The following is a 23,366-nucleotide window of genomic DNA, read 5'->3' on the forward strand; positions in this document are numbered from 1 at the left end:
TTGAAGAACCTGATTGTCACCCTCGATCGCGCCGGCGAGTTCGACGAGATCATCGACGTGCGCACGCCGCTCGAATTCGCCGAGGACCATCTTCCCGGCGCGCTGAACGCGCCCGTGCTCAGCAACGAGGAGCGCGTGATTGTCGGCACGATGTACCGCCAGGTGTCGCCGTACGAAGCGACACGCGTCGGCGCGGCGATGGTCGCACGCAACATCGCGCGTCATCTCGACACCACGTTTGCCGACCGTCCGCGCAACTGGCGGCCGCTGATCTATTGCTGGCGCGGCGGCAAGCGCTCGGGGTCGATGACGACCTGGTTCAACCTGATCGGCTGGCAGGCGCGCCAACTCGACGGCGGCTACAAGGCGTACCGCCGCTCGGTGTGCGCGACGCTCGACACGTTGCCGACGCGGTTTCGCTACATCGCGCTCGTCGGTCATACGGGTTGCGGCAAGACGCGACTGCTGAACGCGCTGCGCGACGTGGGTGCGCAGACGCTCGATCTCGAGGCGCTCGCGTGCCACCGCGGCTCGCTGCTCGGCGCGCTGCCGGGCAAACCGCAGCCGTCGCAGAAGGGGTTCGATTCGGGGCTCGTCGAGACACTCGGGCGTTTCGACCCCGAATGGCCTGTGTTCGTCGAATCGGAAAGCCGCAGGATCGGGCTCGTGCACCTGCCGATCGCGTTGATCGACGCGTTTCACGCCGGACCTTGGGTGCAGGTCGACGCGGCGCACGACGAGCGCATCGCCTTCCTGCTTGAAGACTACGCCCACCTGTTCGACGATCCGGCGGCGTTCAAGGCGCAGCTCCATCGGCTGATCGGCCTGCACAGCCGTGACGAGGTGGCGCACTGGAATGCGCTGATCGATGCCAATGCGCGGGCCGACCTGTTCACCGAACTGATCGACAAGCATTACGATCCCGCCTATGCGCGCACCTACCGCGCCACGTACAACAAGCCGAACCGGGCGCTGACGTTCACGTTCCAGCCGAACGCGGCCGACGTGCGCGATCAGGCGCGCACGCTGCTGGCCCGGCTCGCGCAAGCGGGGCTGCCTGCGTCGGCCGCGCTGGCGGCGGGCACGGAATCCGCAACCGTTAAAAACCAATCGACCACCACACGATGACGACCACACGCACCCAACCCAGTCCGGCGCTCGGCTGGATGACCTTTCTGCTGATCGCGGTCGCGGGACTGTTCTACGTGAAATGGTTCCCGTACTACAACAAGGCATTCGTCGCCGCCGAGCATCATTCGATCGGCCAGTCGATCCTGATGGGCACGTCGGCGAGCGCCCCCGAGCCGTCGCTGAAGGCCGCGCTCGATTACGCATGGGCGTACGGCAAGGCGATCTGGCAGGCCATGGTGCTCGGCCTGCTGCTCGGTTCGGCCGTGCAGGCGCTGCTGCCCGCGCACTGGGTTGCGCGTGTGCTCGGTCGCACGGGCTTCGGCAGTGTCGCCGCGGGCGGCCTGCTGTCGCTGCCCGGCATGATGTGCACGTGCTGCGCGGCGCCGGTCGTCGCGGGCCTGCGCGCGCGGCACGCGTCGCCGGGCGGCGCGGTCGCGTTCTGGCTCGGCAACACGGTGCTGAATCCGGCCGCGCTGGTGTTCATGGGCTTCGTGCTCGGCTGGCACTGGAGCGCGCTGCGGCTCGTGCTCGGTATCGCGATGGTGTTCGGGATCGGCTATCTGCTGAACCGTATCGCGCGTCCCGAGGACCGCAGCATCGACGATGCGCAACTCGCCGCGCTGGTGGCTGAACAGGCCGCCGCAGGCAATCCGTTCGTCCGCTGGCTGAAACTGCTCGCACGCATGGCCGTGCGCCTCGTGCCCGAATACATCGTGCTCGTGCTGCTGCTCGGCGCGGCGCGCGCGTGGCTGTTCCCGCATATCGGCCCGGACATCGGCAACCACCTCGGCTGGATCATCGCGTTCGCGGTCGCGGGCACGTTGTTCGTGATCCCGACGGCAGGCGAGGTGCCGATCATCCAGGCGATGCTGTCGCTCGGCATGGGTGTCGGCCCGGCCGCCGCGCTGCTGATGACGCTGCCGCCGATCAGCGTGCCGTCGCTCGCGATGCTCGCGCGTTCGTTCAAGCCTTACATGCTGGCCATCGTCACGGGCCTCGTCGTCGTGTTCGGGATCGCGAGCGGGCTGCTCGCGATCGCGTTCGGGTTCTGACGAACACGCGGCCAGGACGGCGATCGGGCAGCGAGGCGCGACATGCCCGGCTGCCGGCGACCGGACCTGCGTGACGGCCGCCGCGGCGCGCGCTGACCGATCCCGCCGCGCGACCGTCGTATTCATCCGGCGCCGCCGCCTCACGCGTGCGGTGCCCTTTACAAGAAGCAAACAGGAAAACGCATGACCCAACCGAAGATTCATCCTCGACTCGAAAAGGCGCTGACGCGCGGCGATCTCGCGATCCGCCAGGCCAATTCCGCGCGGGCGACTGCCGTGCTGAATGCGCTCGGCACGATGATCATCGAAGCCTCCGCCACGATCGGCGTCGAGGCCAGCATCGAGATTCCGCAGGGCGATCGCATTTACGATCCGGTGAACGGCCTGTGGCCGCAGAAGATGCTGGTGTCGTTCGACGGTCCGGTCGACGAAGCCGACGCGGAAGAACTGCGTGCGGTGTATCTGGTCGCGGACGATCCGGGTACGCAGTTCCGCGTCGAATGGCATCGCGCGGACGGCAAGCTCGGCCGTCAGGAAGGCGGCCCGCTGGCGACCGTCGCGTTCCTGACCGACGTCGAGATTCCGTGGAGCGACGACGACGAGTAACGTCGCCGCCACTTCGTCACATCGAGCCGGCGCCGTGCGCGCCGGCCGTCAGCGCATCATCCGCCGCCGGAACAGCCACGCGGAGACGATGAATCCGCCGACCGCATAGCCGGCGAGCACCGCGAGGTGCAGGCCGACGTCCGTCGCCGGCCGGCCGAGCATCGCGGGCCGGATCAGTTCGACCGCGTTCGCGAGCGGCAGCACGTGTGCGGCGTGCTGCGCGATCGGCGGCAACTGCGTGATCGGGAAGAACACGCCCGACAGCAACAGCATCGGCGTCAGCACGAGCGTCTGATAGAACATGAAGAAGTCGTAGGATGGTGCGAGCGCGGTGACGATCATCGCGGTGCTCGCGAACGCGAGGCCGGCGAGTGCGATCACGGGCAGCGCCGCGAGCATCGACGGAAACCGCGCATAGCCGAGCAGGCCCGCGACGAGCATGATCGCGACACCCGACAGCAGCGCCTTGCTCGCTCCCCAGACAATCTCCCCGAGCACGATGTCGCCCAGCGCGAGCGGCGTGTGCATGATCGCTTCCCAGGTGCGCTGCACGTGCATCCGCGAGAAGCCCGAATACATCGACTCGAAGCTCGCGGACATCATCACGCTCGATCCGACCGTGCCGGCCGCGAGGAACGCGATATAGGACACGCCGTCAACGTGGCCGAGCATCAGGCCGAGCCCGAACCCCAGCCCGAACAGGTAGATCATCGGATCGGCGAGATTGCCGAACAGCGAGGCGAGCGCGAGCTTGCGCCACACGAGGTAGTTGCGCCGCCACACGGCGATCCAGTTGGTGGCATTCGCGGGCAGCGCGATTGCGAAGCGTGATTCGCGTGGCGGTGCGGACGGCGCGGCGGCGGAATAGTTGCGTACGTCCATGATCGATCAGTCCTGCATTTCGCGGCCCGTGAGCCGCAGGAACACGTCTTCCAGATTGGCCGGGCGATGCAGATAGCGCAATCCCGTGCGACCCTTGAGTCGCGCACTGAGCGGCTCGGGATCGGTCACGTAGCAGAACAGCGTCTCGCCGCTGATCTCGGTGTGCTTCGCGAACGGCGCCAGCTCGTCGCGCAGCGCGACCGGGTCGGGCCCGTAGATCTCGATCACGTCGCAGCCGATCTCCGATTCGATCAGCGCGTGCGGCGCGCCTTCCGCGATCTTGCGGCCTTCCTCGATCACGCACAGCCGGTCGCACAGGCGCTCGGCTTCCTCCATGAAGTGCGTGGTGATCAGGATCGTCTTGCCGCGCGCGAGCAGCGAACGCAACCGCTCCCACATCAGGTGCCGCGCCTGCGGATCGAGACCTGTCGTCGGCTCGTCGAGCACCAGCACGTCGGGATCGTTGACGAGCGCGCGGGCGAGCGTCAGACGGCGCTTCATCCCGCCCGACAGCTCGCCGACCTTCGCATCGGCCTTGTTCTCCAGCTTCGCGAATTCGAGCAGCGGCTGCACGAGCGCCCGGGAAGCCTGTGCCGACATCCCGAAATAGCGGCTGAACACGAGCAGGTTTTCGCGGACCGTGAAGTCGGGGTCGAGGTTGTCGAACTGCGGGACGACGCCGACGCGCTGGCGCGCATGCCGCGCGCGCGACGGAACCGGTTCGCCGCACAGCGAAATGGTGCCGGCGTCGGGATACGCGAGGCCGAGCAGCATCTTGAGCGTCGTGGTCTTGCCGGCGCCGTTCGGCCCAAGCAGGCCGTAGCATTCGCCGGCCTGCACGTGGAAGGACAGGTCGTTGACGACGAGCTTGTCGCCATAGCGCTTTTCGACGTTCCGGAAATCGATCGGTGCAACGGACATGGGCAGGTTGTCGCTGTGAGCGGGAGCGGACACATTTTGCGGCCGGCCGGATGGGCATGCCGGCCGGCGAACGGATCGGGCGAATGCGTGTCACATGGGCATGATCGAGGCGAACGCAGTCGAGGGCACGAACGGGCCATTCTAGTGCATCGGCGGCGTCTCTTCCGGGCATGCCCGCGCGGCACGGTGCATGCGCACACGGATCGTGCACCGCATCATCGCCGACGCGCCCCGCGCGGCGAATCAGCGTTTTCCATCCCTTGCGTCCGGAATTGCGGCGCACCATGATGAGTGCATAGGGTACGTAGTCGCGATAGGGAGGTTTCATGGCTAGCTACAACAAGATTCTGCTGTGCTACGACGGCACGCTCGAAGGACGCAAGGCATTGCGGTGCGGTGCCAATCTCGCGCTCGATCTGAAGGCGGAAACGCATTTGCTGTCGGTCGTCGACATGCGCTCGAGCATCGCGCAAAGCGCAGGGCTGCTGACCGACGTCGCGTGTGGCCGCTTCGAGGAAACCGCACGCGAGATTCTGCAGGAAGGCGTGAACTGGTTGCGCGAGCGTGGCGTTCAGGCGGAAGGCCATTTCGCATTCGGCTATCCGATCGACGAAATCGCGAATCTCGCGACGGAGTTGAAGGCCGACCTCGTCGTCGTCGGTCATCGGTGCCGCAGCGGATTGTCGAGATGGTGGATGGGGTCGGGCAACACGCAACTGCTCGATCGCGTGAACTGCAGCATTCTGGTCGCGTGTTCGTCGGCGGAAGAGCAAAAGGCCGAGATGGCGCGCGAACGCGAGGCGGCCACCGCGAGCGGCAAGTGACGCAGTGATCGTGTGACCGGCCGGGTTGTCCTGCGATCCGCGCCGGTTGCTCGCCGTGCCGCCCAGCGGCATCTACCCCGATCGCAACCGCTCAGGCGTGCAGGTCGATCGCGGACAGCTTCCACGAGAACAGGCCGAAGCGGTGGAAGATCGCCGCATAGCGCGTACCATCGACGCTGCGCCGGTAGGTCACGACAAATTCATCGATATTCCGGTAGCCGGCACTCGTTTGCTGCGGATGGCCCGCGTCGCCCGGGCTGGCCGGCGCGGGTGCGGGCGCGGCGGCCGGCGCAGATGTGGCCGAGACGGACGCATTGCTGCCCGGCACCGGGAGGCTCGCCGGATTGACCGGCGGGGCGGCCGGTGCGTTGCCAGGCACACCACCCGACGGCGGGCCCGACCATTCGGGTGGCCGTTCGCCTGGATTGCCACGCGGGGGAATGCCGCTCATCAGCGCCGCCACACCTTCCGGTGTCGCGTACGCATCGACGAGCGGGCCAATCAACGCAGATCCGATCAGCGCGCCAATCACCGCGAACGGATTGTCCTTCTTCACAGCGTCGATCCGGCGCATCAACTCTTCCGTGACCTGCTGCTTCAGGCTGATGCGCAGCGACGGAAAATCGACATATTCGCTGACCGATTGCGCATCGCGCGCATCGATCGCCGATTTCAGGCGACCGAGCGCGACATACGGCGATGCGTATGCATAGCCGATCGCCACAAGTACGGCGACGGCCAGCAGGATGATCAGCAGGGGCTTGAGCCGCCACGCGCGGCCCGAAGATCCAGTCACGATGCCTCCGGTGCGGACAGGTTCCGCAATCAGAGACCGCCGTGCGTGGCCGATCGTTCCTCGGCGATGCAGCGATCGATCATCCGGCACACGGCATCGATCGTCCCGACCATGATCAGGCGCGACCGGCCGTGATAGACGCGCACGGGCGCACGGCGCGCCGGTTCCGCGTGATTCAGGCCGGCGTTCAGCGAGACCCGCGCGAATGCGGGAAGCGCTGACGGCAGCAGCGACGCCTGCCGTTCAACTGCGACTTCTTGGCTCACCACGGGCGCCGCGGCGGACAGCGGCGCGCAGGGCGTGCGGCCGCGCAGGTGACGCAGGCGACCGAATTGACGGAAAGGCAGCAGACGGGAAAGGCGTTCCATGATGTTCTCCTCAGCGAGACCGATTGTCAGAGTTCGCCCGAGCGGATCAGCCCGACGGCGATGCCTTCGAGCGCGAATTCCGCGCTGCCGGCCTTGACGAAGATGTTTTCGTAATCCGGGTTTTCGGCGATCAGCTCGAGGCCGCCGGGCCGGCGCATCAGGCGCTTGACCGTGACGTCGTCGCCGAGCCGCGCGACGATGATCTGGCCGTCCTTTGCTTCCGTGCGCTTCTGCACGGCGAGGAGGTCGCCGTCGAGAATGCCGGCGTCGCGCATCGACAGGCCGCGCACCTTCAACAGGTAGTCTGGCTTGCTGGTGAACAGCGCGGGATCGCACGCGTAATGCTGCGAGATGTGCTCCTGCGCGAGGATCGGGCTACCGGCCGCCACTCGGCCGACGAGCGGCAGCGACAGTTGCATCAGGCCGGCGTGCGGAAGCGTGAACTGGTGCGGGGCGTCGTCGATGCCGAGCAGGCGGATGCCGCGCGACGCACCGGCGGCCAGCTCGATCACGCCCTTGCGCGCCAGCGCGCGGAGGTGTTCCTCGGCCGCATTCGGCGAGCTGAAGCCCAGCTCTGCCGCGATCTCGGCGCGCGTGGGCGGGAAACCGGAGCGCTCGATCGCGCGGCGGATCAAGTCGAACACTTGCTGCTGACGGGCGGTGAGTTTGGTCATGGCTGAACTGTATGGATAGACAGTGAGCTGTATTTTTATACAGTACTTCGCGAATTTCAAGTGTTACTTGAGGTTCGACGCGATCGCGCCGGTTCCGGCGCGATTTCGTGGCGTCCGGACGCCGGTTCGTCTGCCGCAACCGTCCATCCCGTCTGCGTTAGCACTTTTGAATATTAAAAAATGAAGAACGATTATTTTTAATCATGTAACCCGTTCGCTAGACTGGCCCGACATCGCAATACCGACAACACTGGAGAACCAAGGATGGCGAAGCGCAATACGGGGCTGGCGGGCGGAGTGGGCCGCCTGATCGCAACACTCGCGCTGGGCGCGGCGACGGCGCTGGGCATCGCGGCGCATGCCGAGGCCGATACGACGTTCCTGAACGTGTCCTACGACCCGACGCGCGAGCTGTACCAGGACTTCAATCAGGCGTTCGGCAAGGAGTGGAAGGCGAAGACGGGCGAGACGGTCAACTTCAAGCAGTCGCACGGCGGCTCGGGCGCGCAGGCGCGCTCGGTGCTCGACGGCCTGCAGGCCGACGTCGTGACGCTCGCGCTGGCCTACGACATCGACGCGCTCGCCAGCAAGGGGCTCGTCAACAAGGACTGGCAGAAGCGCCTGCCGGACAACGCGTCGCCGTACACGTCGACGATCGTGTTCCTGGTGCGCAAGGGCAACCCGAAAGGGATCAAGGACTGGGACGACCTGACGAAGCCGGGCATCTCGATCGTCACGCCGAACCCGAAGACGTCGGGCGGTGCGCGCTGGAACTACCTGGCCGCGTGGGCGTACGCCGTCCACAAGCCGGGCGGCAACGAGCAGGTCGCGAAGGAATTCGTGACGAAGCTCTACAAGAATGCGGGCGTGCTCGACTCGGGCGCGCGCGGTGCGACGACGAGCTTCGTGCAGCGCGGGATCGGCGACGTGCTGATCGCGTGGGAGAACGAGGCGTTCCTGTCGATCAAGGAATTCGGCACCGACAAGTTCGAGATCGTCGTGCCGTCGGTGAGCATCCTGGCCGAGCCGCCCGTTGCCGTGGTCGACAAGGTGGTCGACAAGAAGGGCACGCGCAAGCTGGCCGAGGCCTACCTGAAATTCCTGTATAGCCCGCAGGGCCAGGAGATCGCGGCGCGCAACTACTACCGTCCGCGTTCGAGGAACGTGCCGGCGAACCTGACGAAGCAGTTCCCGAAGCTGAAGCTGTACACGGTCGACGACACGTTCGGCGGCTGGACGAATGCGCAGAAGACGCATTTCGCGGACGGCGGTGTGTTCGACTCGATCTACAAGCCGCAGTAACGCCAGGCAGCAACCCATAACGACAGCGGTGCGCCACGATAGCGCGCCGCATCCCCGATTGCCCGCCGGCGCGACGCCTCGCGCCCGCGTTTGCGTCGGACCCGTGAGCAGCAACGACCCAGCAAGAGCATCCGATGACGACGTACACCTTTCGCAAGCCGAGCGCGCTGCCCGGTTTCGGCGTGACGCTCGGCATCACGGTGGCCTATTTGAGCCTCGTGGTGCTGATCCCGCTCGCCGCCACGTTCCTGAAGACCGCGACGCTGTCGTGGGACCAGTTCGTCACCGCCGTCGCGTCGCCGCGCGTACTCGCGTCGTACCGGCTGACGTTCTCCGCCGCGCTCGGCGGCGCCTTGATCAACGCCGTGTTCGGCTTTCTCGTCGCGTGGGTGCTGGTGCGCTACACGTTTCCGTTCAAGCGCCTCGTCGACGCGATCGTCGACCTGCCGTTCGCGCTGCCGACGTCGGTCGCCGGCATCTCGCTCGCGGCGGTCTATGCGACCAACGGCTGGGTCGGCCAGTATCTCGCGCCATTCGGCATCAAGATCGCGTTCACGCCGGCCGGCGTGCTGGTGGCGCTGACCTTCATCGGGCTGCCGTTCGTCGTGCGCACCGTGCAGCCGGTGCTCGAGGATTTCGAGCGCGAGCAGGAAGAGGCCGCCGCGTGCCTTGGCGCAACGCGCTGGCTGACGTTCCGCCGCGTCGTGCTGCCGGCCGTGCTGCCGGCGCTGCTCACCGGCTTCGCGCTGGCGTTCGCGCGCGCGCTCGGCGAGTACGGGTCGGTGATCTTCATTGCCGGCAACGTGCCGATGAAGTCCGAGATCACGTCGCTGCTGATCATCACGAAGCTCGAGCAGTACGACTACGCGGGCGCGACCGCGCTGGCGGTCGTGATGCTGGTCGTGTCGTTCCTGATGCTGCTCCTGATCAACACGCTGCAGTGGTATCTGCAGCGCCGCACGAGCAAGGGCGCGAGCGGCCCTGTGCCGGCGACCGTCACCGTTGCCGCCGCCGCAGGAGGCCAGCAATGAGCCAGGAGTCCAGTGCCGTGCTGAACAACCCGTCCGCCGCGCGCGTGCGCGCCACGAAACAGCTCGACCCCGTCAGCGAGCCGCGCGCCGTGCGCTGGCTGCTGATCGGCGTCGCGCTGGCGTTCCTCGCGTTCTTCCTCGTCGTGCCGCTCGCCGCGGTGTTCTTCGAGGCTCTGCGCAAGGGCGTCGGTTTCTATCTCGAGTCGCTCGCCGATCCCGACGCATGGTCGGCGATCAAGCTGACACTGACCGTCGCCGTGATCGCGGTGCCGCTGAACCTCGTGTTCGGCGTGTGCGCATCGTGGGCGATCGCGAAATTCGAATTCCGCGGCAAGGCGTTGCTGACCACGCTGATCGACCTGCCGTTCTCCGTGTCGCCGGTGATCTCGGGTCTCGTCTACGTGCTGCTGTTCGGCGCGCAGGGCTGGCTCGGGCCGTGGCTGCAGGACCACGACGTGCAGATCATCTTCGCGGTGCCGGGCATCGTGCTCGCGACGATCTTCGTCACGTTCCCGTTCGTCGCGCGCGAACTGATCCCGCTGATGCAGGCGCAGGGCACCGACGAGGAAGAGGCCGCGCGCGTGCTGGGTGCATCGGGCTGGCAGATCTTCCGGCGCGTGACGCTGCCGAACGTGAAGTGGGGCCTGCTGTACGGCGTGATCCTGTGCAATGCACGTGCGATGGGCGAGTTCGGTGCGGTGTCGGTCGTGTCCGGCCACATCCGCGGCGTGACCGACACGATGCCGCTGCACGTCGAGATTCTGTACAACGAATACAACTTCGCGGCGGCGTTCGCGGTGGCGTCGGTGCTGGCGCTGCTCGCGCTCGTCACGCTCGCGCTGAAGCTGCTCGCCGAGCGTCACCTCGCCGCCGAACTGGCCGGCGCACGCGATGACGTTCCCGCTCATGCCGGCCCCGTCGCCGCCATTTCGTCGAAATCGTAAAGAGGCAACCAGAATGGGTATCACCGTCCGTCACCTTCAGAAGCGCTTCGGCGATTTCACCGCACTCGACAACGTGTCGCTCGACTTCCCGCCGGGCGAACTCGTCGCGCTGCTCGGGCCGTCCGGCTGCGGCAAGACCACGCTGCTGCGCGTGATCGCGGGCCTCGAGCACGCGGACGCCGGACAGGTCGTGCTGCAGGGGCTCGACGTCGCGTCGGTCGGCGCGCGCGATCGCCAGGTCGGTTTCGTGTTCCAGCATTACGCGCTGTTCCGCCACATGACCGTGTTCGAGAACGTCGCGTTCGGGTTGCGCGTGAAACCGCGCCGCGAGCGGCCGTCGGAAGCCGTGATCCGCGACAAGGTGCACGAGTTGCTGAAGCTCGTGCAGCTCGACTGGCTCGCGCAGCGCTACCCGTCCGAGCTGTCGGGCGGCCAGCGCCAGCGGATCGCGCTGGCCCGCGCGCTCGCGGTCGAGCCGAAGGTGCTGCTGCTCGACGAGCCGTTCGGCGCGCTCGACGCGAAGGTGCGCAAGGAGCTGCGCGGCTGGCTGCGGCGCTTGCACGACGACCTGCACATCTCCACGATCTTCGTCACGCACGACCAGGAGGAGGCGCTGGAAGTGGCCGACAGGATCGTCGTGCTGAACCGCGGTCACGTGGAGCAGGTCGGCAGCCCGCAGGACGTCTACGATCATCCGCAAAGCGCATTCGTCTACGAGTTCCTTGGTGCGGCGAACCGGCTGCCGGGCACGGTAGCCGGGCGCGGCTTCGTCGCCCAGGGGGCGGCGGCGCCGATCGCGGTCGACGCCGATTTCGCGGGCCCCGCGAACGCGTACGTGCGGCCGCACGACCTGCAGCTGTGGCCGGCCGGCGACGGCCATCGCGACGGCATCGCGGTCGACGTGCGCCGCGTGATCCCGCTCGGCGGCTCGGTGCGGGTCGAACTCGAGGCGCGTACCGGCGGCGCACTCGAAGCGGAACTCGATCGCGACGCATGGCGTGCGCTCGCGCTGCAGGTCGGCGACGGCGCGACGGCCGTGCCGCGCGCGGTCCGCGTATTTCCCGCACACTGACGCCCGAACCCGGTCAAGAGAAGAGGGCGGCTACCGCTCCGAATCGACATTCGAACAACGACAGCCCAAGAGGCATACCCATGAATTTTCAGCAATTGCGTTTCGTGCGCGAAGCCGTGCGCCAGAACATGAACCTGACGGAAGTCGCGAACGTGCTGTATACGTCGCAGTCGGGCGTGTCGAAGCAGATCAAGGATCTCGAGGATGAACTGGGCGTCGACATCTTCATCCGGCGCGGCAAGCGGCTCACGGGGCTCACGGAGCCCGGCAAGGCCGTGCACCAGCTGATCGAGCGGATGCTGCTCGACGCGGAAAACCTGCGCCGCGTCGCACGCCAGTTCGCGGATCAGGACAGCGGCCACCTCGTCGTCGCGACGACGCACACGCAGGCGCGCTATGCGCTGCCGAAGGTGATCCGCCAGTTCACCGACGTGTTCCCGAAGGTGCATCTCGCACTGCGCCAGGGCAGCCCGCAGCAGATCGCGCAGATGATCCTGAACGGCGAAGCCGACCTCGGCATCTCGACCGAGGCGCTCGATCGCTATCCGGACATCGTCACTTTCCCGTGCTATTCGTGGCACCACACGGTCGTCGTGCCGAAGGGGCATCCGCTCGTCGGCCGCGAGAACCTGACGCTCGACGAGATCGCCGAGTACCCGATCATCACGTACGACCAGGACTTCACGGGCCGCTCGCACATCGACCAGGCATTCACGCAGGCCGGCGCCGTACCCGACGTGGTGCTGACCGCGATCGACGCGGACGTGATCAAGACCTACGTCGAGCTCGGGATGGGGATCGGCGTCGTCGCGGCGATGGCCTTCGATCCGCAGCGGGACACCGGGCTCGTCGCGCTCGACACGCAGCACCTGTTCGAGGCGAGCACGACGCGCGTCGGGTTGCGCAAGGGCGCGTTCCTGCGCGCGTATGCGTACCGGCTGATCGAGATGTTCGCGCCGCACCTGAACGAAGCGGAAATCGCCGGACTGCTGCGCGAAGCGGTCTGACGGCCGGACGCGTTGCATGGGGTCGCCATGACGGCGGCTTTGTATCCGCCATGTCGTGGTGTGCCGACCCGTCGAACCTTCGATCGAAGTCGTCGCTGACAATCCGGGTTGCCGCGAGCGGCGACCGTCATGCATTCGCCGAGCAACAGAAAAACAAGATGCGCGTGCGAATGCGCGCTTCGACCACGTCGAGCGCGTCATTTGTATGATTTAATGCGCCGGAACGCCGGTCGGCAAACTGCGTCGGCGCTGCCGCGCGGCCGGTATCACGCGCCGCAGTCGGCACGTGCAACCGCACGCTCCGAATAAACCCTTAAATATTGATCAGACGGGTTGCGCGTCGAACCGAAACGGTACAGCATAGCTTCCACTTCGCTGGCGTCCCGCCGGCGGTGGCGCGTCGACGACAGCACGCGCCAGGCAGTCGGCCGTCTGCCTCGCTTCCATCCCGTGGTACCGACAAGCAGCATCGATGGCCAATGTCCGGGTAGTGTGACGCAAACGTTTGCTCGCATTAAAACAACAATCCGGCCCGTCGGGCCAGCCGCCAGGAGATGTGTATGAATGTCCTCTTTCGCCGTCGCTTCCTGACCGCCGCGCTTGCCGCCGTCGCGGTCGCTGCCGCACCGGCCGTCCATGCGCAAGCTACGGCCAAGCCGAAGGTCGCGCTCGTGATGAAGTCGCTCGCCAACGAGTTCTTCCTGACGATGGAAAACGGCGCGAAGGAATACCAGAAGCACAACGCCGGCCAGTTCGACCTGATCACGAACGGCATCAAGGACGAGACCGACACCGCGAACCAGATCCGCATCGTCGAGCAGATGATCGTGTCGAAGGTCGATGCGATCGTGATCGCGCCGGCTGATTCGAAGGCGCTCGTGCCGGTCGTCAAGAAGGCGGTCGACGCGGGTATCACCGTCGTGAACATCGACAACCGGCTCGACCCGGACGTGCTGAAGTCGAAGAATCTGAACGTGCCGTTCGTCGGCCCCGACAACCGCAAGGGCGCACGCAAGATCGGCGACTACCTCGCGAAGCGGCTGAAGGCGGGCGACCAGGTCGGCATCCTCGAAGGCGTGTCGACGACGACCAATGCGCAGCAGCGCACGGCCGGCTTCCAGGATGCGATGAAGGCGGGCGGGATGAAGGTCGTGTCGGTGCAGTCGGGCGAATGGGAGATCGACAAGGGCAATGCGGTCGCGTCCGCGATGCTGAACGAATACCCGAACCTGCGGGCGCTGCTGTGCGGCAACGACAACATGGCGATCGGCGCCGTGTCGGCCGTGCGGGCGGCGGGCAAGCAGGGCAAGGTGTTCGTGGTCGGCTACGACAACATCAACGCGATCAAGCCGATGCTGAAGGACGGCCGCGTGCTCGCGACTGCCGACCAGTACGCGGCGAAGCAGGCGGTGTTCGGCATCGACACGGCGCTCAAGGCGATCGCCGAGCATCGCAAGCAGGCCGACATGTCCGGCGTGGTCGAGACGCCCGTGGATCTCGTGACGAAGTAACGCCGCCCCGTCACGGCCGCCGCCCTCAAGAATCCGGGCCGGCGGCCGTTATACGGAGTGAGCGCGATCACGGCCACTGCATGCACTTGTGAGCGTCATACCCGCGCGCCGCGTGCGCGCGGCCGCAACCAGGATCGCGATGGAACCGACCTTCCAACCCTCCCGTTCAGCCGTTCCCGTGCTGTCCGTCTCCGGTGTGGGCAAGACCTACGCCGAACCGGTACTCGCCGACGTCTCGCTGACGCTCGCGCCGGGTGAAGCGCTCGCGCTGACGGGCGAGAACGGCGCCGGAAAGAGCACGCTGTCGAAGATCATCGGCGGGCTCGTCGATCCGACGACCGGCACGATGCAACTCGGCGGCCAGGCCTATGCGCCGGCGAGCCGCACGCAGGCCGAGGCGCTCGGCGTGCGCATGGTGATGCAGGAGCTGAACCTGCTGCCGACGCTGACGGTCGCCGAAAACCTGTTCCTGAACCGTCTGCCGCGGCGCTTCGGCATCATCGATCGCGCGCGCCTGCGCGACGATGCGCGTGCGGCGATGGCGCAGGTCGGGCTCGACGCGGTCGACCCCGATACGCCGGTCGGCGCGCTCGGCATCGGCCACCAGCAGATGGTCGAGATCGCGCGCAACCTGATCGGTGACTGTCGTGTGCTGATCCTCGACGAGCCGACCGCGATGCTGACCGCGCGCGAGGTCGAGCTGCTGTTCGAGCAGATCGACCGGCTGAAGGCCCGCGGCGTGGCGATCGTCTACATCTCGCACCGGCTCGAGGAGCTCGCGCGCGTCGCCGAGCGTGTCGCGGTGCTGCGCGACGGCCGGCTCGTGCACGTCGGCGACATGGCCGCGACGACGTCCGACGGGCTCGTCACGCTGATGGTCGGGCGCGAGGTCGGCGAGCATATCGATCTCGGCGCGCGCCATATCGGCGCGCCGCGACTCGTGGTGTCGGGCATGACGCGCGGCACGGCCGTGCAGGACGTGTCGCTCGAAGTGCGCTCGGGCGAAATCTTCGGCATCTCGGGGCTGATCGGTGCAGGGCGCACCGAATTGCTGCGGCTGATCTACGGCGCGGACACGCCGGATGCCGGGATGATCGCGGTCGGCGATCCGCTGAAGCCGGCGCGCATCGGGTCGCCCGTCGACGCGGTGAAGCACGGCATCGCGCTGATCACCGAGGACCGCAAGGGCGAAGGGCTGCTGCTGTCGCTATCGGTCACGTCGAACGTGTCGCTCGGCCAGCTCGACCGGCTCGCGCGCGGCGGCATCGTCGACACGACGCGCGAGACGGCGCTCGCCGAGCAGCAGATCGACGCGTTGCGGATCCGCACGCACGGCGCCGCGCAGGCGGTCGGCGAACTGTCGGGCGGCAACCAGCAGAAGGTCGTGATCGGCCGCTGGCTCGCGCGCGACATGGGCGTGCTGCTGTTCGACGAACCGACCCGCGGGATCGACGTCGGCGCCAAATTCGAGATCTACACGCTGATGGGCGCACTCGCGCGCGAGGGCCGTGCGCTGGTGGTCGTCTCGAGCGACCTGCGCGAGCTGATGCTGATCTGCGACCGGATCGGCGTGATGTCGGCCGGCCGCATGACCGCCGTGTTCGAACGCGGCAACTGGACCCAGGATGCGCTGCTGGCCGCGGCGTTCGCCGGCTTCGGCCGCGAAGCGCTGCCGGACGGTGCGCGGCATCCGGACGCGGGAGCGGCGCCGCGCGCCGCTTCCGGCACTTCGACGACAGGACGACAGCAATGACCCAGCCTCCCGTATCCCCGAGCGACGCAGGCGCGCAGCAGGACGTGACGGGGCGCCGCGCGCGCACGCTGTCCGGCACGCGGCTCGGCGTGTCGAACTATCTCGGGCTCGCCGGCGCGCTCGCCGCGATGATCGCGCTGTTTTCGACGCTGAGCTCGCATTTCCTGACCTACGATACGTTCAGTACGATCGCGAACCAGATCCCCGATCTCGTCGTGATGTCGGTCGGGATGACCTTCGTGCTGATCATCGCCGGCATCGACCTGTCGGTCGGCTCGGTGCTCGCGCTGGCCGCGTCGATGGTCAGTGTGGCCGCGCTGAAATGGCAGTGGGGGCCGCTGCCGGCCGCGCTGATCGGGATCGCGGTCGCGACCGTGACCGGCTCGCTGACGGGCGCGATCACGGTCGGTTGGCGGATTCCGTCGTTCATCGTGTCGCTCGGCGTGCTCGAGGCCGCGCGCGGCGTCGCGTACCAGCTGACGAATTCGCGCACGGCCTACATCGGCGACGCGTTCGATTTCCTGTCGAACCCGATCGCGCTCGGCATCTCGCCGGCGTTCCTGATCGCGGTCGCGGTGATGATCGCGGCACAGTTCGTGCTCACGCGCACCGTGTTCGGGCGTTATCTTGTCGGAATCGGCACGAACGAAGAAGCCGTACGGCTTGCCGGGGTTAACCCGCGGCCGTATAAAATCCTCGTATTCGCACTGATGGGCGCGCTCGCGGGGCTCGCGTCGCTGTTTCAGATCTCGCGGCTCGAGGCCGCCGACCCGAACGCGGGCGCGGGCCTCGAACTGCAGGTGATCGCAGCCGTCGTGATCGGCGGCACGAGCCTGATGGGCGGGCGCGGCTCGGTGATCAGCACGTTCTTCGGCGTGTTGATCATCTCCGTGCTGGCCGCGGGGCTGGCGCAAATCGGCGCGAACGAGCCGACCAAACGGATCATCACCGGGGCGGTGATCGTGGTGGCGGTCGTGCTCGACACGTATCGCAGCCGGCGCGCGCGCGCCCGGTAGAACTACACGGAAAGCAGACCAGAGAGAAACGGGAAATGGCGACGATCAAGGATGTGGCGGCCATGGCGGGCGTGTCGTTTACGACCGTCTCGCACGTGGTGAACAATTCGCGGCCGGTGTCCGCGGATGTGCGTGCGAAGGTCGAGGGCGCGATCCGCGAGCTGAACTACGTGCCATCGGCCGTGGCGCGCTCGCTGAAGGCGCGCTCGACGGCGACCATCGGCCTCGTCGTGCCGAACAGCACGAATCCGTACTTCGCGGAGCTTGCGCGCGGCATCGAGGACCAGTGCGCGGCCAACGGCTATTGCGTGTTCTTCTGCAACTCGGACGACGATCCCGTGAAGCAGCGCAACTACCTGCGCGTGTTGCAGGAAAAGCGCATCGACGGGTTGATCGTCGCGTCGGCCGGCGAGGACGCGGTGCTCGCGCAGACGCTCGCGGACGCGCACGCGCCGCTCGTCGTCGTCGACCGCAACATCGAGGGGCTCGCGGCCGACCTCGTGCAGATCGACCACGAACGCGGCGCCTACCTGGCGACGCGTCACCTGCTCGAACTCGGGCACGCGAAGATCGGCTGCATCACCGGGCCGACCGACACGGCCGTCAGCGCGATGCGCGTGCACGGCTTCATCCGCGCGATGGCCGAGCGGGGGATCGACATCGTGCCGGGCGCGATCGCGGAAAGCGATTTTTCGTGCCTCGGCGGCTATCACGCGGCATCGCGGCTGTTCGAGTCGGTGCACCCCAGCGCGATTTTCGCGGGCAACGACCTGATGGGCGTCGGCGCGTTGCGCGCGGCGGCCGAGCGCGGGATGCGCGTGCCGGACGACTGCTCGATCATCGGCTTCGACGATATCGAATTCTCCCGCTACACGTACCCGGCGCTGTCGACGGTCGGCCAGTCGGTGCGCGCGCTCGGCGAAATGGCCGCACAGACGCTGATCGAGCGAATCGGCGGCGGCTCGTCGGCCGCGCCGAGCCGTCGTCGCGTCGTGTCACCGCGCCTCGTGCTGCGCGAATCGACGGCGGTTTACCGTGAGCCGGCCGCGCCCGGAGATCGCCCATGACGGCGCGTGCGGCAGGCGCCGGCCGCGTGACGGTGGTAGGCAGCCTCAACATGGATCTCGTCGTGCGGGCGCCGCGGCTGCCGTTGCCGGGCGAAACGCTCGCCGGTCACGCCTACGCGCAGGCCGCGGGCGGCAAGGGCGGCAACCAGGCCGTCGCGGCCGCGCGGCTCGGCGCGCAGGTCGCGATGATCGGCTGCGTCGGCGCGGATGCGCACGGCACCGCGCTGCGGGCCGGCCTCGAGACCGAAGGCATCGACTGCTCGCGGCTCGCGACGAGTGCGACGGCGTCGACCGGCGTCGCATTGATCGTCGTCGACGACGCGAGCCAGAACACGATCGTGATCGTCGCGGGCGGCAACGGCGAAGTCACGACCGAAACGGTGGCGCGGCACGACGCGGCGCTGGCCGCGACCGACGTGCTGGTCTGCCAGCTCGAGACGCCGCCGGACGCCGTGTTCGCGGCGCTGTCGGCCGGGCGGCGGCTCGGCCGCATCGTGGTGCTCAATCCGGCGCCTGCTGTCGCGCCGCTGCCGGACGGCTGGCTGCCGCTGGTCGATTACCTGATCCCGAACGAAGTCGAGGCGGCCGCGCTGACCGGGCTACCGGTGCGCAATCCGGCGGAGGCGGAAGCCGCGGCGCGTGCGTTGCAGGCGGCCGGCGCGCGCAACGTGCTGATCACGCTCGGCGCACGCGGCGTGTTCGCGCTGAAGGCCGACGGCACGGCGCGCCACTATCCGGCACCCGTCGTCAAGGCGGTCGACACGACCGCGGCCGGCGATACCTTCATCGGCGGTTTCGCCGCGCGGCTCGCGGCCGGCGAGGACGTCGACTTGGCCATCCGCTTCGCGCAACGCGCGGCGGCGCTGTCGGTCACGCGCGCAGGCGCGCAGCCGTCGATTCCCACCCTCGCCGAACTGGCCGAATAGGGCCCGATCGCGTATCGCAGCCGGCGCCTGCGGCAGCAGGCGGCCGGTCATCCTTTTCTGATCGTCCGGAATTCGACCTGCGTCCCGTCCTTTCATGGCACGGGCCGCAAGCTTCGCATCCATTATTCCAAAAAACGTAATAAGCAGACGGATTGCAGGGAAAATTGCTGTCAATACCATCAAGTTGTGCAGCGGACGGTCGTAAATGCATCGGAGCGAAACACTGTTTCGAAAAACGGGCCCGGCCCGTCCATGACGACGCAACACAGGAAGAATGATGGTGATCGGAAACCTGACGATACGTGCGCGCCTCGGTTTGACGATGGCGTTTCTCGCGGTGCTGCTGGGGGTGATCGGCGTGCTCGGCGTATACGGAATGACGCGCACGAACGACGCGACGCGCGAGATTTTCACGAACCAAATGCCGAGCGCGGTCGACGTGGCCGTGGCGGAGATGTACGCGGCACGCGAGCGCCTGGCGCTCGACCGCGCCGCGTTGCTGGCCGGCACGCCAGACTCCGTGGCCGCGGTGGAGCGCAGCCGCGCGATGCGCACGCAGTCCGACGCGTGGTGGCAGAAGTACCTTGCGCTGCCGCGCGGCCCGGAGGAGGACCGGCTCGCGCAGGACGTCGCCGCGAAGCGGCAGGCGCTGCAGCGCAGTTGCGACGCGTTCGGGGGCATCGTCGGGACCGGCGACCACGACCGGATCGGCGAGGGCGCCAAGCAGCTCCAGGTGCTTTACAACGACCTCGCGACCGCAAGCGAAGCGCTGCGCAATTTCCAGTTCACCGACGCACAGGCGGGCTTCGACCGCGCGGAATCGCTGTATGAAACGCTGCGCGTGGTGTCGATCGTCGTGCTGGCGGCCGGTTTCGTCGCCGCGGTGCTGTCGTGGCTGGCGCTCAGCCGTGCGATCGGCCGTCCGCTCGCGGACGCGCTCGCACATTTCGACGCGATCGCCGCGGGCGACCTGCGCCGCTCGATCGTCGTGCATCGGCGTGACGAAATGGGCCTGCTTCTCGACGGTCTCGCGAAGATGCAGCGCGGGCTGGTCGACACGGTGCGCACCGTGCGCGGCGGCAGCGAGTCGATCGCGACCGCGGCCCGGCAGATCGCCGCCGGCAACATCGACCTGTCGTCGCGCACGGAAGAGCAGGCATCCGCGCTGCAGGAGACCGCATCGAGCATGGAACAACTGACCGGCACCGTGAAGCAGAACGCGGACAATGCGCGGCAGGCAAGCTCGCTGGCCGCGAATGCGTCGGAAATTGCAAACAAGGGCAATACGGTGGTCGGCCAGGTGGTCGGCACGATGGGCGAGATCAACGACAGCTCCGCGAAGATCGCGGACATCATCACAATCATCGAGGGAATCGCGTTCCAGACCAACATCCTGGCGCTGAACGCGGCCGTCGAAGCCGCGCGCGCCGGCGAGGAAGGCCGCGGCTTCGCGGTCGTCGCGGGCGAGGTGCGCAGCCTCGCGCAGCGTTCGTCGAGCGCGGCCAAGGAGATCAAGATGCTGATCGACGCGTCGGTGGAGCGCATCCGGACGGGGTCGACGCTGGTCGACGAAGCCGGCCGCACGATGAGCGACGTGATCGGTGCGGTGCAGCGCGTGACGGACATCATGGGCGAGATCGCGGCGGCGTCCGAGGAACAGAGCGGCGGCATCGACCAGGTCGCGCGCGCGGTCGCGCAGATGGACGAGGTCACGCAGCAGAACGCCGCGCTCGTCGAGGAAGCGGCGGCCGCCGCGCAATCGCTCGACGAACAGGCCGCGCGCCTGCGCGAGACGGCGTCGCTGTTCCGGATCGACGACGACGCGGCGCAGCCGGCCGCCGCCGCCGCACGTCAGGCACCGCGCTCGGTTTCCGCGCCGGCGATCGTGCCGGTGTCGTCGGCCGCACCGGCGGCTGCGCGCGACGACCGCGATGCAGCGCCTAAGCGCCCGGCGGCGGCACCGGCGCGCAAGCCGGCGGCAGCCCCCGCGCCGGTCGCCGCGGCTGCCGGCGCCGACGACTGGGAGACGTTCTGATTCGCGCGGCGCATCTATCCCCATTTGGTGGCACACGACGCCCGCGACATGCGGGCGTCGTCGTTTCGGCGACCGACGGAATGTGACAGCGCACGTGAACCTTCATGCGTCGCCGCGCGTTGCATGTGCGCATCCGCGCTACGGGTATCTCCGGACGATGCGAAAAAAATTTGTAACGGCGCACAACGCGTGTCGTCGTAAACGTCCTCTCGAACGTCTAGGGATGAAGGGGAGGGTGAAGGGTGCGGCGACGACGACGGAGGTGTCCAACGCACGAGACGTTCCGATGCTCGACGAGACGTGGCGGATGCAGTTTCTGCGACACGGGAGATCGATTGTAAAGCGTCGAAATGCGTTGTCCAACCGGTGTTGTCGAGAATGACGAACTTCATACGAAGAGTTCGTGAAAAAAAATAAGAAAGGGTTTAGGATGAATTCGAACGCGCTTGCTTCTGCGCAGTCATAGAAGGCAAGCACGTCTTCAGACTCAGGCGAGGGAGGTAGCATGGATATTTACAGCAGCTTCGCGAACCGCTTCGAAAAAACGCGAGAGGAAGAGTTCTCGCTGGAGGAGTACCTCGCGCTCTGCAAGAACGATCCGTCAGCGTACGCCACGGCCGGCGAACGCATGCTGGCTGCAATCGGGGAACCTGAACAAATCGATACCCGCATCGACCCGCGCCTGTCGCGGATCTTCGCGAACAAGGTTATCAAGGTCTATCCCGCGTTCCGCGAGTTCTACGGCATGGAGGAGGTGATCGAGCAGGTGGTCGCATACTTCCGCCACGCCGCGCAAGGGCTCGAAGAGAAGAAGCAGATCCTCTACCTGCTCGGTCCGGTCGGTGGCGGCAAGTCGTCGATCGCCGAGCGCCTGAAGCAACTGATGGAGCGCGTGCCGTTCTATTCGCTGAAGGGTTCTCCCGTCAACGAATCGCCGCTCGGGCTGTTCGACTACGACGAAGACGGCCCGATCCTCGAAGAGCAATACGGCATTCCGCGCCGTTACCTGAAGAACATCCTGAGTCCGTGGGCCGTCAAGCGCCTGCACGAATACAACGGCGACATCCGTCAGTTCCGCGTGGTGCGCCGCTATCCGTCGATCCTGCGGCAGATCGGCATCGCGAAGACGGAGCCTGGTGACGAGAACAACCAGGATATTTCCTCGCTCGTCGGCAAGGTCGACATCCGCAAGCTCGAACAGTACGCGCAGGACGATGCCGATGCGTACAGCTACTCGGGCGGCCTGTGCCTGGCGAACCAGGGGCTGCTGGAATTCGTCGAAATGTTCAAGGCGCCGATCAAGGTGCTGCACCCGCTGCTGACCGCGACGCAGGAAGGCAACTTCAAGGGCACCGAAGGATTCGGCGCGATTCCGTTCGACGGGGTGATCCTCGCGCACTCGAACGAGTCGGAGTGGAAGGCATTCCGCAACAACCGCAACAACGAGGCACTGCTCGACCGGATCTTCGTCGTGAAGGTGCCGTACTGCCTGCGCGTGTCGGAAGAGGTCAAGATCTACGAGAAGCTGATCCGCAACTCGTCGCTCGCCGAAGCCGTGTGCGCGCCGGGTACGCTGAAGATGATGTCGCAGTTCTCGGTGCTGTCGCGCCTGCACGAGCCGGAGAATTCGAGCCTGTTCTCGAAGATGCAGGTGTACGACGGCGAGAACCTGAAGGACACCGATCCGAAGGCGAAGTCGTATCAGGAGTATCGCGACTACGCGGGCGTGGACGAAGGGATGACGGGCGTATCGACGCGCTTCGCGTTCAAGATTCTGTCGCGCGTGTTCAACTTCGATTCGAGCGAGGTCGCGGCGAACCCCGTGCACCTGATGTACGTGCTCGAACAACAGATCGAACGCGAACAGTTCCCGCCGGAAACCGAGCAGAAATATCTGTCCTTCGTGAAGGACGTGCTCGCGTCGCGCTACGCGGAATTCATCGGCAAGGAGATCCAGACGGCGTACCTCGAATCGTATTCCGAGTATGGGCAGAACATCTTCGACCGCTACGTCACGTATGCGGACTTCTGGATCCAGGACCAGGAATTCCGCGACCACGACACGGGCGAGAGCTTCGACCGCGCCGCGCTGAATGCCGAGCTGGAGAAGATCGAGAAGCCGGCCGGCATCAGCAATCCGAAGGATTTCCGCAACGAGATCGTGAACTTCGTGTTGCGCGCGCGGGCGGCCAACGCCGGCAAGAATCCCGTGTGGACGAGCTACGAGAAGTTGCGCGTCGTGATCGAGAAGAAGATGTTCTCGAATACCGAGGAACTGTTGCCGGTCATTTCGTTCAACGCGAAGGGGTCGGCGGAGGAGCAACGCAAGCATGAGGACTTTGTGAACCGGATGGTCGCGAAGGGCTATACGCCGAAGCAGGTGAGGCTGCTTTGCGACTGGTACCTGCGCGTGCGCAAGTCGTCATGACGCGCGCGGTACCGCGCCCG

At 66.8% G+C, this 23,366-nt stretch carries 21 protein-coding genes; 16 read left to right on the plus strand and 5 right to left on the minus strand.

The genetic code is table 11. The annotated features are described in order from the left end of the window. From mnmH to DIE23_RS02885, 3 genes are all read left to right on the plus strand, one after another. Positions 1–1,128, plus strand: coding sequence for a tRNA 2-selenouridine(34) synthase MnmH (mnmH, locus tag DIE23_RS02875; RefSeq protein WP_124610708.1), 1,128 nt, complete (start codon positions 1–3; stop codon positions 1,126–1,128). Next, positions 1,125–2,183, plus strand: coding sequence for a permease (locus DIE23_RS02880; protein ID WP_124610709.1), 1,059 nt, complete (start codon positions 1,125–1,127; stop codon positions 2,181–2,183). Before mnmH ends, DIE23_RS02880 begins: the two co-directional genes overlap by 4 nt. A gap of 183 nt (positions 2,184–2,366) precedes the next feature. Continuing rightward, entirely contained in the window at positions 2,367–2,789 is a 423-nt protein-coding gene (locus DIE23_RS02885; RefSeq protein ID WP_185646374.1) for a hypothetical protein, read from the plus strand. Between the two features lie 48 nt (positions 2,790–2,837). Here DIE23_RS02885 and DIE23_RS02890 read toward each other — a convergent pair whose 3' ends face one another. Continuing rightward, the gene (locus tag DIE23_RS02890; RefSeq protein WP_124610711.1) at positions 2,838–3,671 is read right to left on the minus strand and encodes an ABC transporter permease; all 834 of its coding nucleotides are present in this window, start codon (positions 3,669–3,671) and stop codon (positions 2,838–2,840) included. Positions 3,672–3,677: 6 nt separating this feature from the next. After that, the gene (nodI, locus tag DIE23_RS02895) at positions 3,678–4,592 is read right to left on the minus strand and encodes a nodulation factor ABC transporter ATP-binding protein NodI (protein ID WP_124610712.1); all 915 of its coding nucleotides are present in this window, start codon (positions 4,590–4,592) and stop codon (positions 3,678–3,680) included. 326 nt (positions 4,593–4,918) lie between these two features. On the opposite strand from nodI, the gene DIE23_RS02900 reads away from it, so the two are divergent. Next, entirely contained in the window at positions 4,919–5,416 is a 498-nt protein-coding gene (locus DIE23_RS02900; RefSeq protein WP_124610713.1) for a universal stress protein, read from the plus strand. A 91-nt stretch (positions 5,417–5,507) separates the two neighbouring features. On the opposite strand, the gene DIE23_RS02905 is transcribed toward DIE23_RS02900, so the two are convergent. The 3 genes from DIE23_RS02905 to lexA are packed head-to-tail and all read right to left on the minus strand — an operon-like array spanning position 5,508 to position 7,254. Beyond that, a complete protein-coding gene (locus DIE23_RS02905) occupies positions 5,508–6,212 on the minus strand; it encodes a DUF2939 domain-containing protein (RefSeq protein WP_124610714.1) in 705 nt (234 codons plus the stop codon). Positions 6,213–6,241: 29 nt separating this feature from the next. Further along, a complete protein-coding gene (locus tag DIE23_RS02910; RefSeq protein WP_040144136.1) occupies positions 6,242–6,580 on the minus strand; it encodes a hypothetical protein in 339 nt (112 codons plus the stop codon). A 26-nt stretch (positions 6,581–6,606) separates the two neighbouring features. Further along, positions 6,607–7,254: a transcriptional repressor LexA gene (lexA, locus tag DIE23_RS02915; protein ID WP_006754655.1), complete on the minus strand. Its 648-nt coding sequence runs from the start codon at positions 7,252–7,254 to the stop codon at positions 6,607–6,609. Between the two features lie 264 nt (positions 7,255–7,518). Here lexA and DIE23_RS02925 point away from each other — a divergent pair, with 264 nt between their 5' ends. The 12 genes from DIE23_RS02925 to DIE23_RS02985 all read left to right on the plus strand — a co-directional run bounded on the left by DIE23_RS02925 (position 7,519) and on the right by DIE23_RS02985 (position 23,346). Beyond that, on the plus strand, positions 7,519–8,556 hold the full coding sequence (locus tag DIE23_RS02925) for a sulfate ABC transporter substrate-binding protein (protein ID WP_124610715.1): 1,038 nt from the start codon (positions 7,519–7,521) through the stop codon (positions 8,554–8,556). A gap of 134 nt (positions 8,557–8,690) precedes the next feature. Next, on the plus strand, positions 8,691–9,587 hold the full coding sequence (cysT, locus tag DIE23_RS02930) for a sulfate ABC transporter permease subunit CysT (protein ID WP_124610716.1): 897 nt from the start codon (positions 8,691–8,693) through the stop codon (positions 9,585–9,587). Then, complete coding sequence (gene cysW, locus DIE23_RS02935; RefSeq protein ID WP_124610717.1) at positions 9,584–10,531, plus strand: sulfate ABC transporter permease subunit CysW; 948 nt, start codon at positions 9,584–9,586, stop codon at positions 10,529–10,531. Before cysT ends, cysW begins: the two co-directional genes overlap by 4 nt. 13 nt (positions 10,532–10,544) lie before the next feature. After that, positions 10,545–11,603, plus strand: a complete 1,059-nt coding sequence (locus DIE23_RS02940; RefSeq protein ID WP_124610718.1) for a sulfate/molybdate ABC transporter ATP-binding protein — start codon at positions 10,545–10,547, stop codon at positions 11,601–11,603. A gap of 80 nt (positions 11,604–11,683) precedes the next feature. Beyond that, a complete protein-coding gene (locus DIE23_RS02945) occupies positions 11,684–12,610 on the plus strand; it encodes a CysB family HTH-type transcriptional regulator (protein ID WP_124610719.1) in 927 nt (308 codons plus the stop codon). A 560-nt stretch (positions 12,611–13,170) separates the two neighbouring features. Next, entirely contained in the window at positions 13,171–14,121 is a 951-nt protein-coding gene (locus tag DIE23_RS02950; protein ID WP_124610720.1) for a sugar ABC transporter substrate-binding protein, read from the plus strand. Positions 14,122–14,260: 139 nt separating this feature from the next. Continuing rightward, positions 14,261–15,874 (plus strand): sugar ABC transporter ATP-binding protein, encoded by a 1,614-nt coding sequence (locus DIE23_RS02955; protein ID WP_124610721.1) that lies wholly within the window; start codon positions 14,261–14,263, stop codon positions 15,872–15,874. Continuing rightward, positions 15,871–16,890 carry an ABC transporter permease gene (locus DIE23_RS02960; RefSeq protein WP_124610722.1) on the plus strand — a complete coding sequence of 340 codons (1,020 nt, stop codon included), beginning with the start codon at positions 15,871–15,873 and terminating at the stop codon, positions 16,888–16,890. The genes DIE23_RS02955 and DIE23_RS02960 overlap by 4 nt, the downstream gene beginning before the upstream one ends. 35 nt (positions 16,891–16,925) lie before the next feature. Then, positions 16,926–17,957 carry a LacI family DNA-binding transcriptional regulator gene (locus DIE23_RS02965; protein ID WP_124610723.1) on the plus strand — a complete coding sequence of 344 codons (1,032 nt, stop codon included), beginning with the start codon at positions 16,926–16,928 and terminating at the stop codon, positions 17,955–17,957. Further along, a complete protein-coding gene (gene rbsK / locus DIE23_RS02970; protein WP_124610724.1) occupies positions 17,954–18,883 on the plus strand; it encodes a ribokinase in 930 nt (309 codons plus the stop codon). Before DIE23_RS02965 ends, rbsK begins: the two co-directional genes overlap by 4 nt. A 277-nt stretch (positions 18,884–19,160) precedes the next feature. Beyond that, positions 19,161–20,918 carry a methyl-accepting chemotaxis protein gene (locus DIE23_RS02975; protein ID WP_124610857.1) on the plus strand — a complete coding sequence of 586 codons (1,758 nt, stop codon included), beginning with the start codon at positions 19,161–19,163 and terminating at the stop codon, positions 20,916–20,918. Positions 20,919–21,423: 505 nt separating this feature from the next. Beyond that, positions 21,424–23,346, plus strand: a complete 1,923-nt coding sequence (locus tag DIE23_RS02985) for a PrkA family serine protein kinase (RefSeq protein WP_057924430.1) — start codon at positions 21,424–21,426, stop codon at positions 23,344–23,346. The last annotated feature ends 20 nt before the right edge of the window (positions 23,347–23,366 follow it).

This window comes from Burkholderia sp. Bp9143, from assembly GCF_003853645.1.
Taxonomy (GTDB): Bacteria; Pseudomonadota; Gammaproteobacteria; order Burkholderiales; family Burkholderiaceae; genus Burkholderia.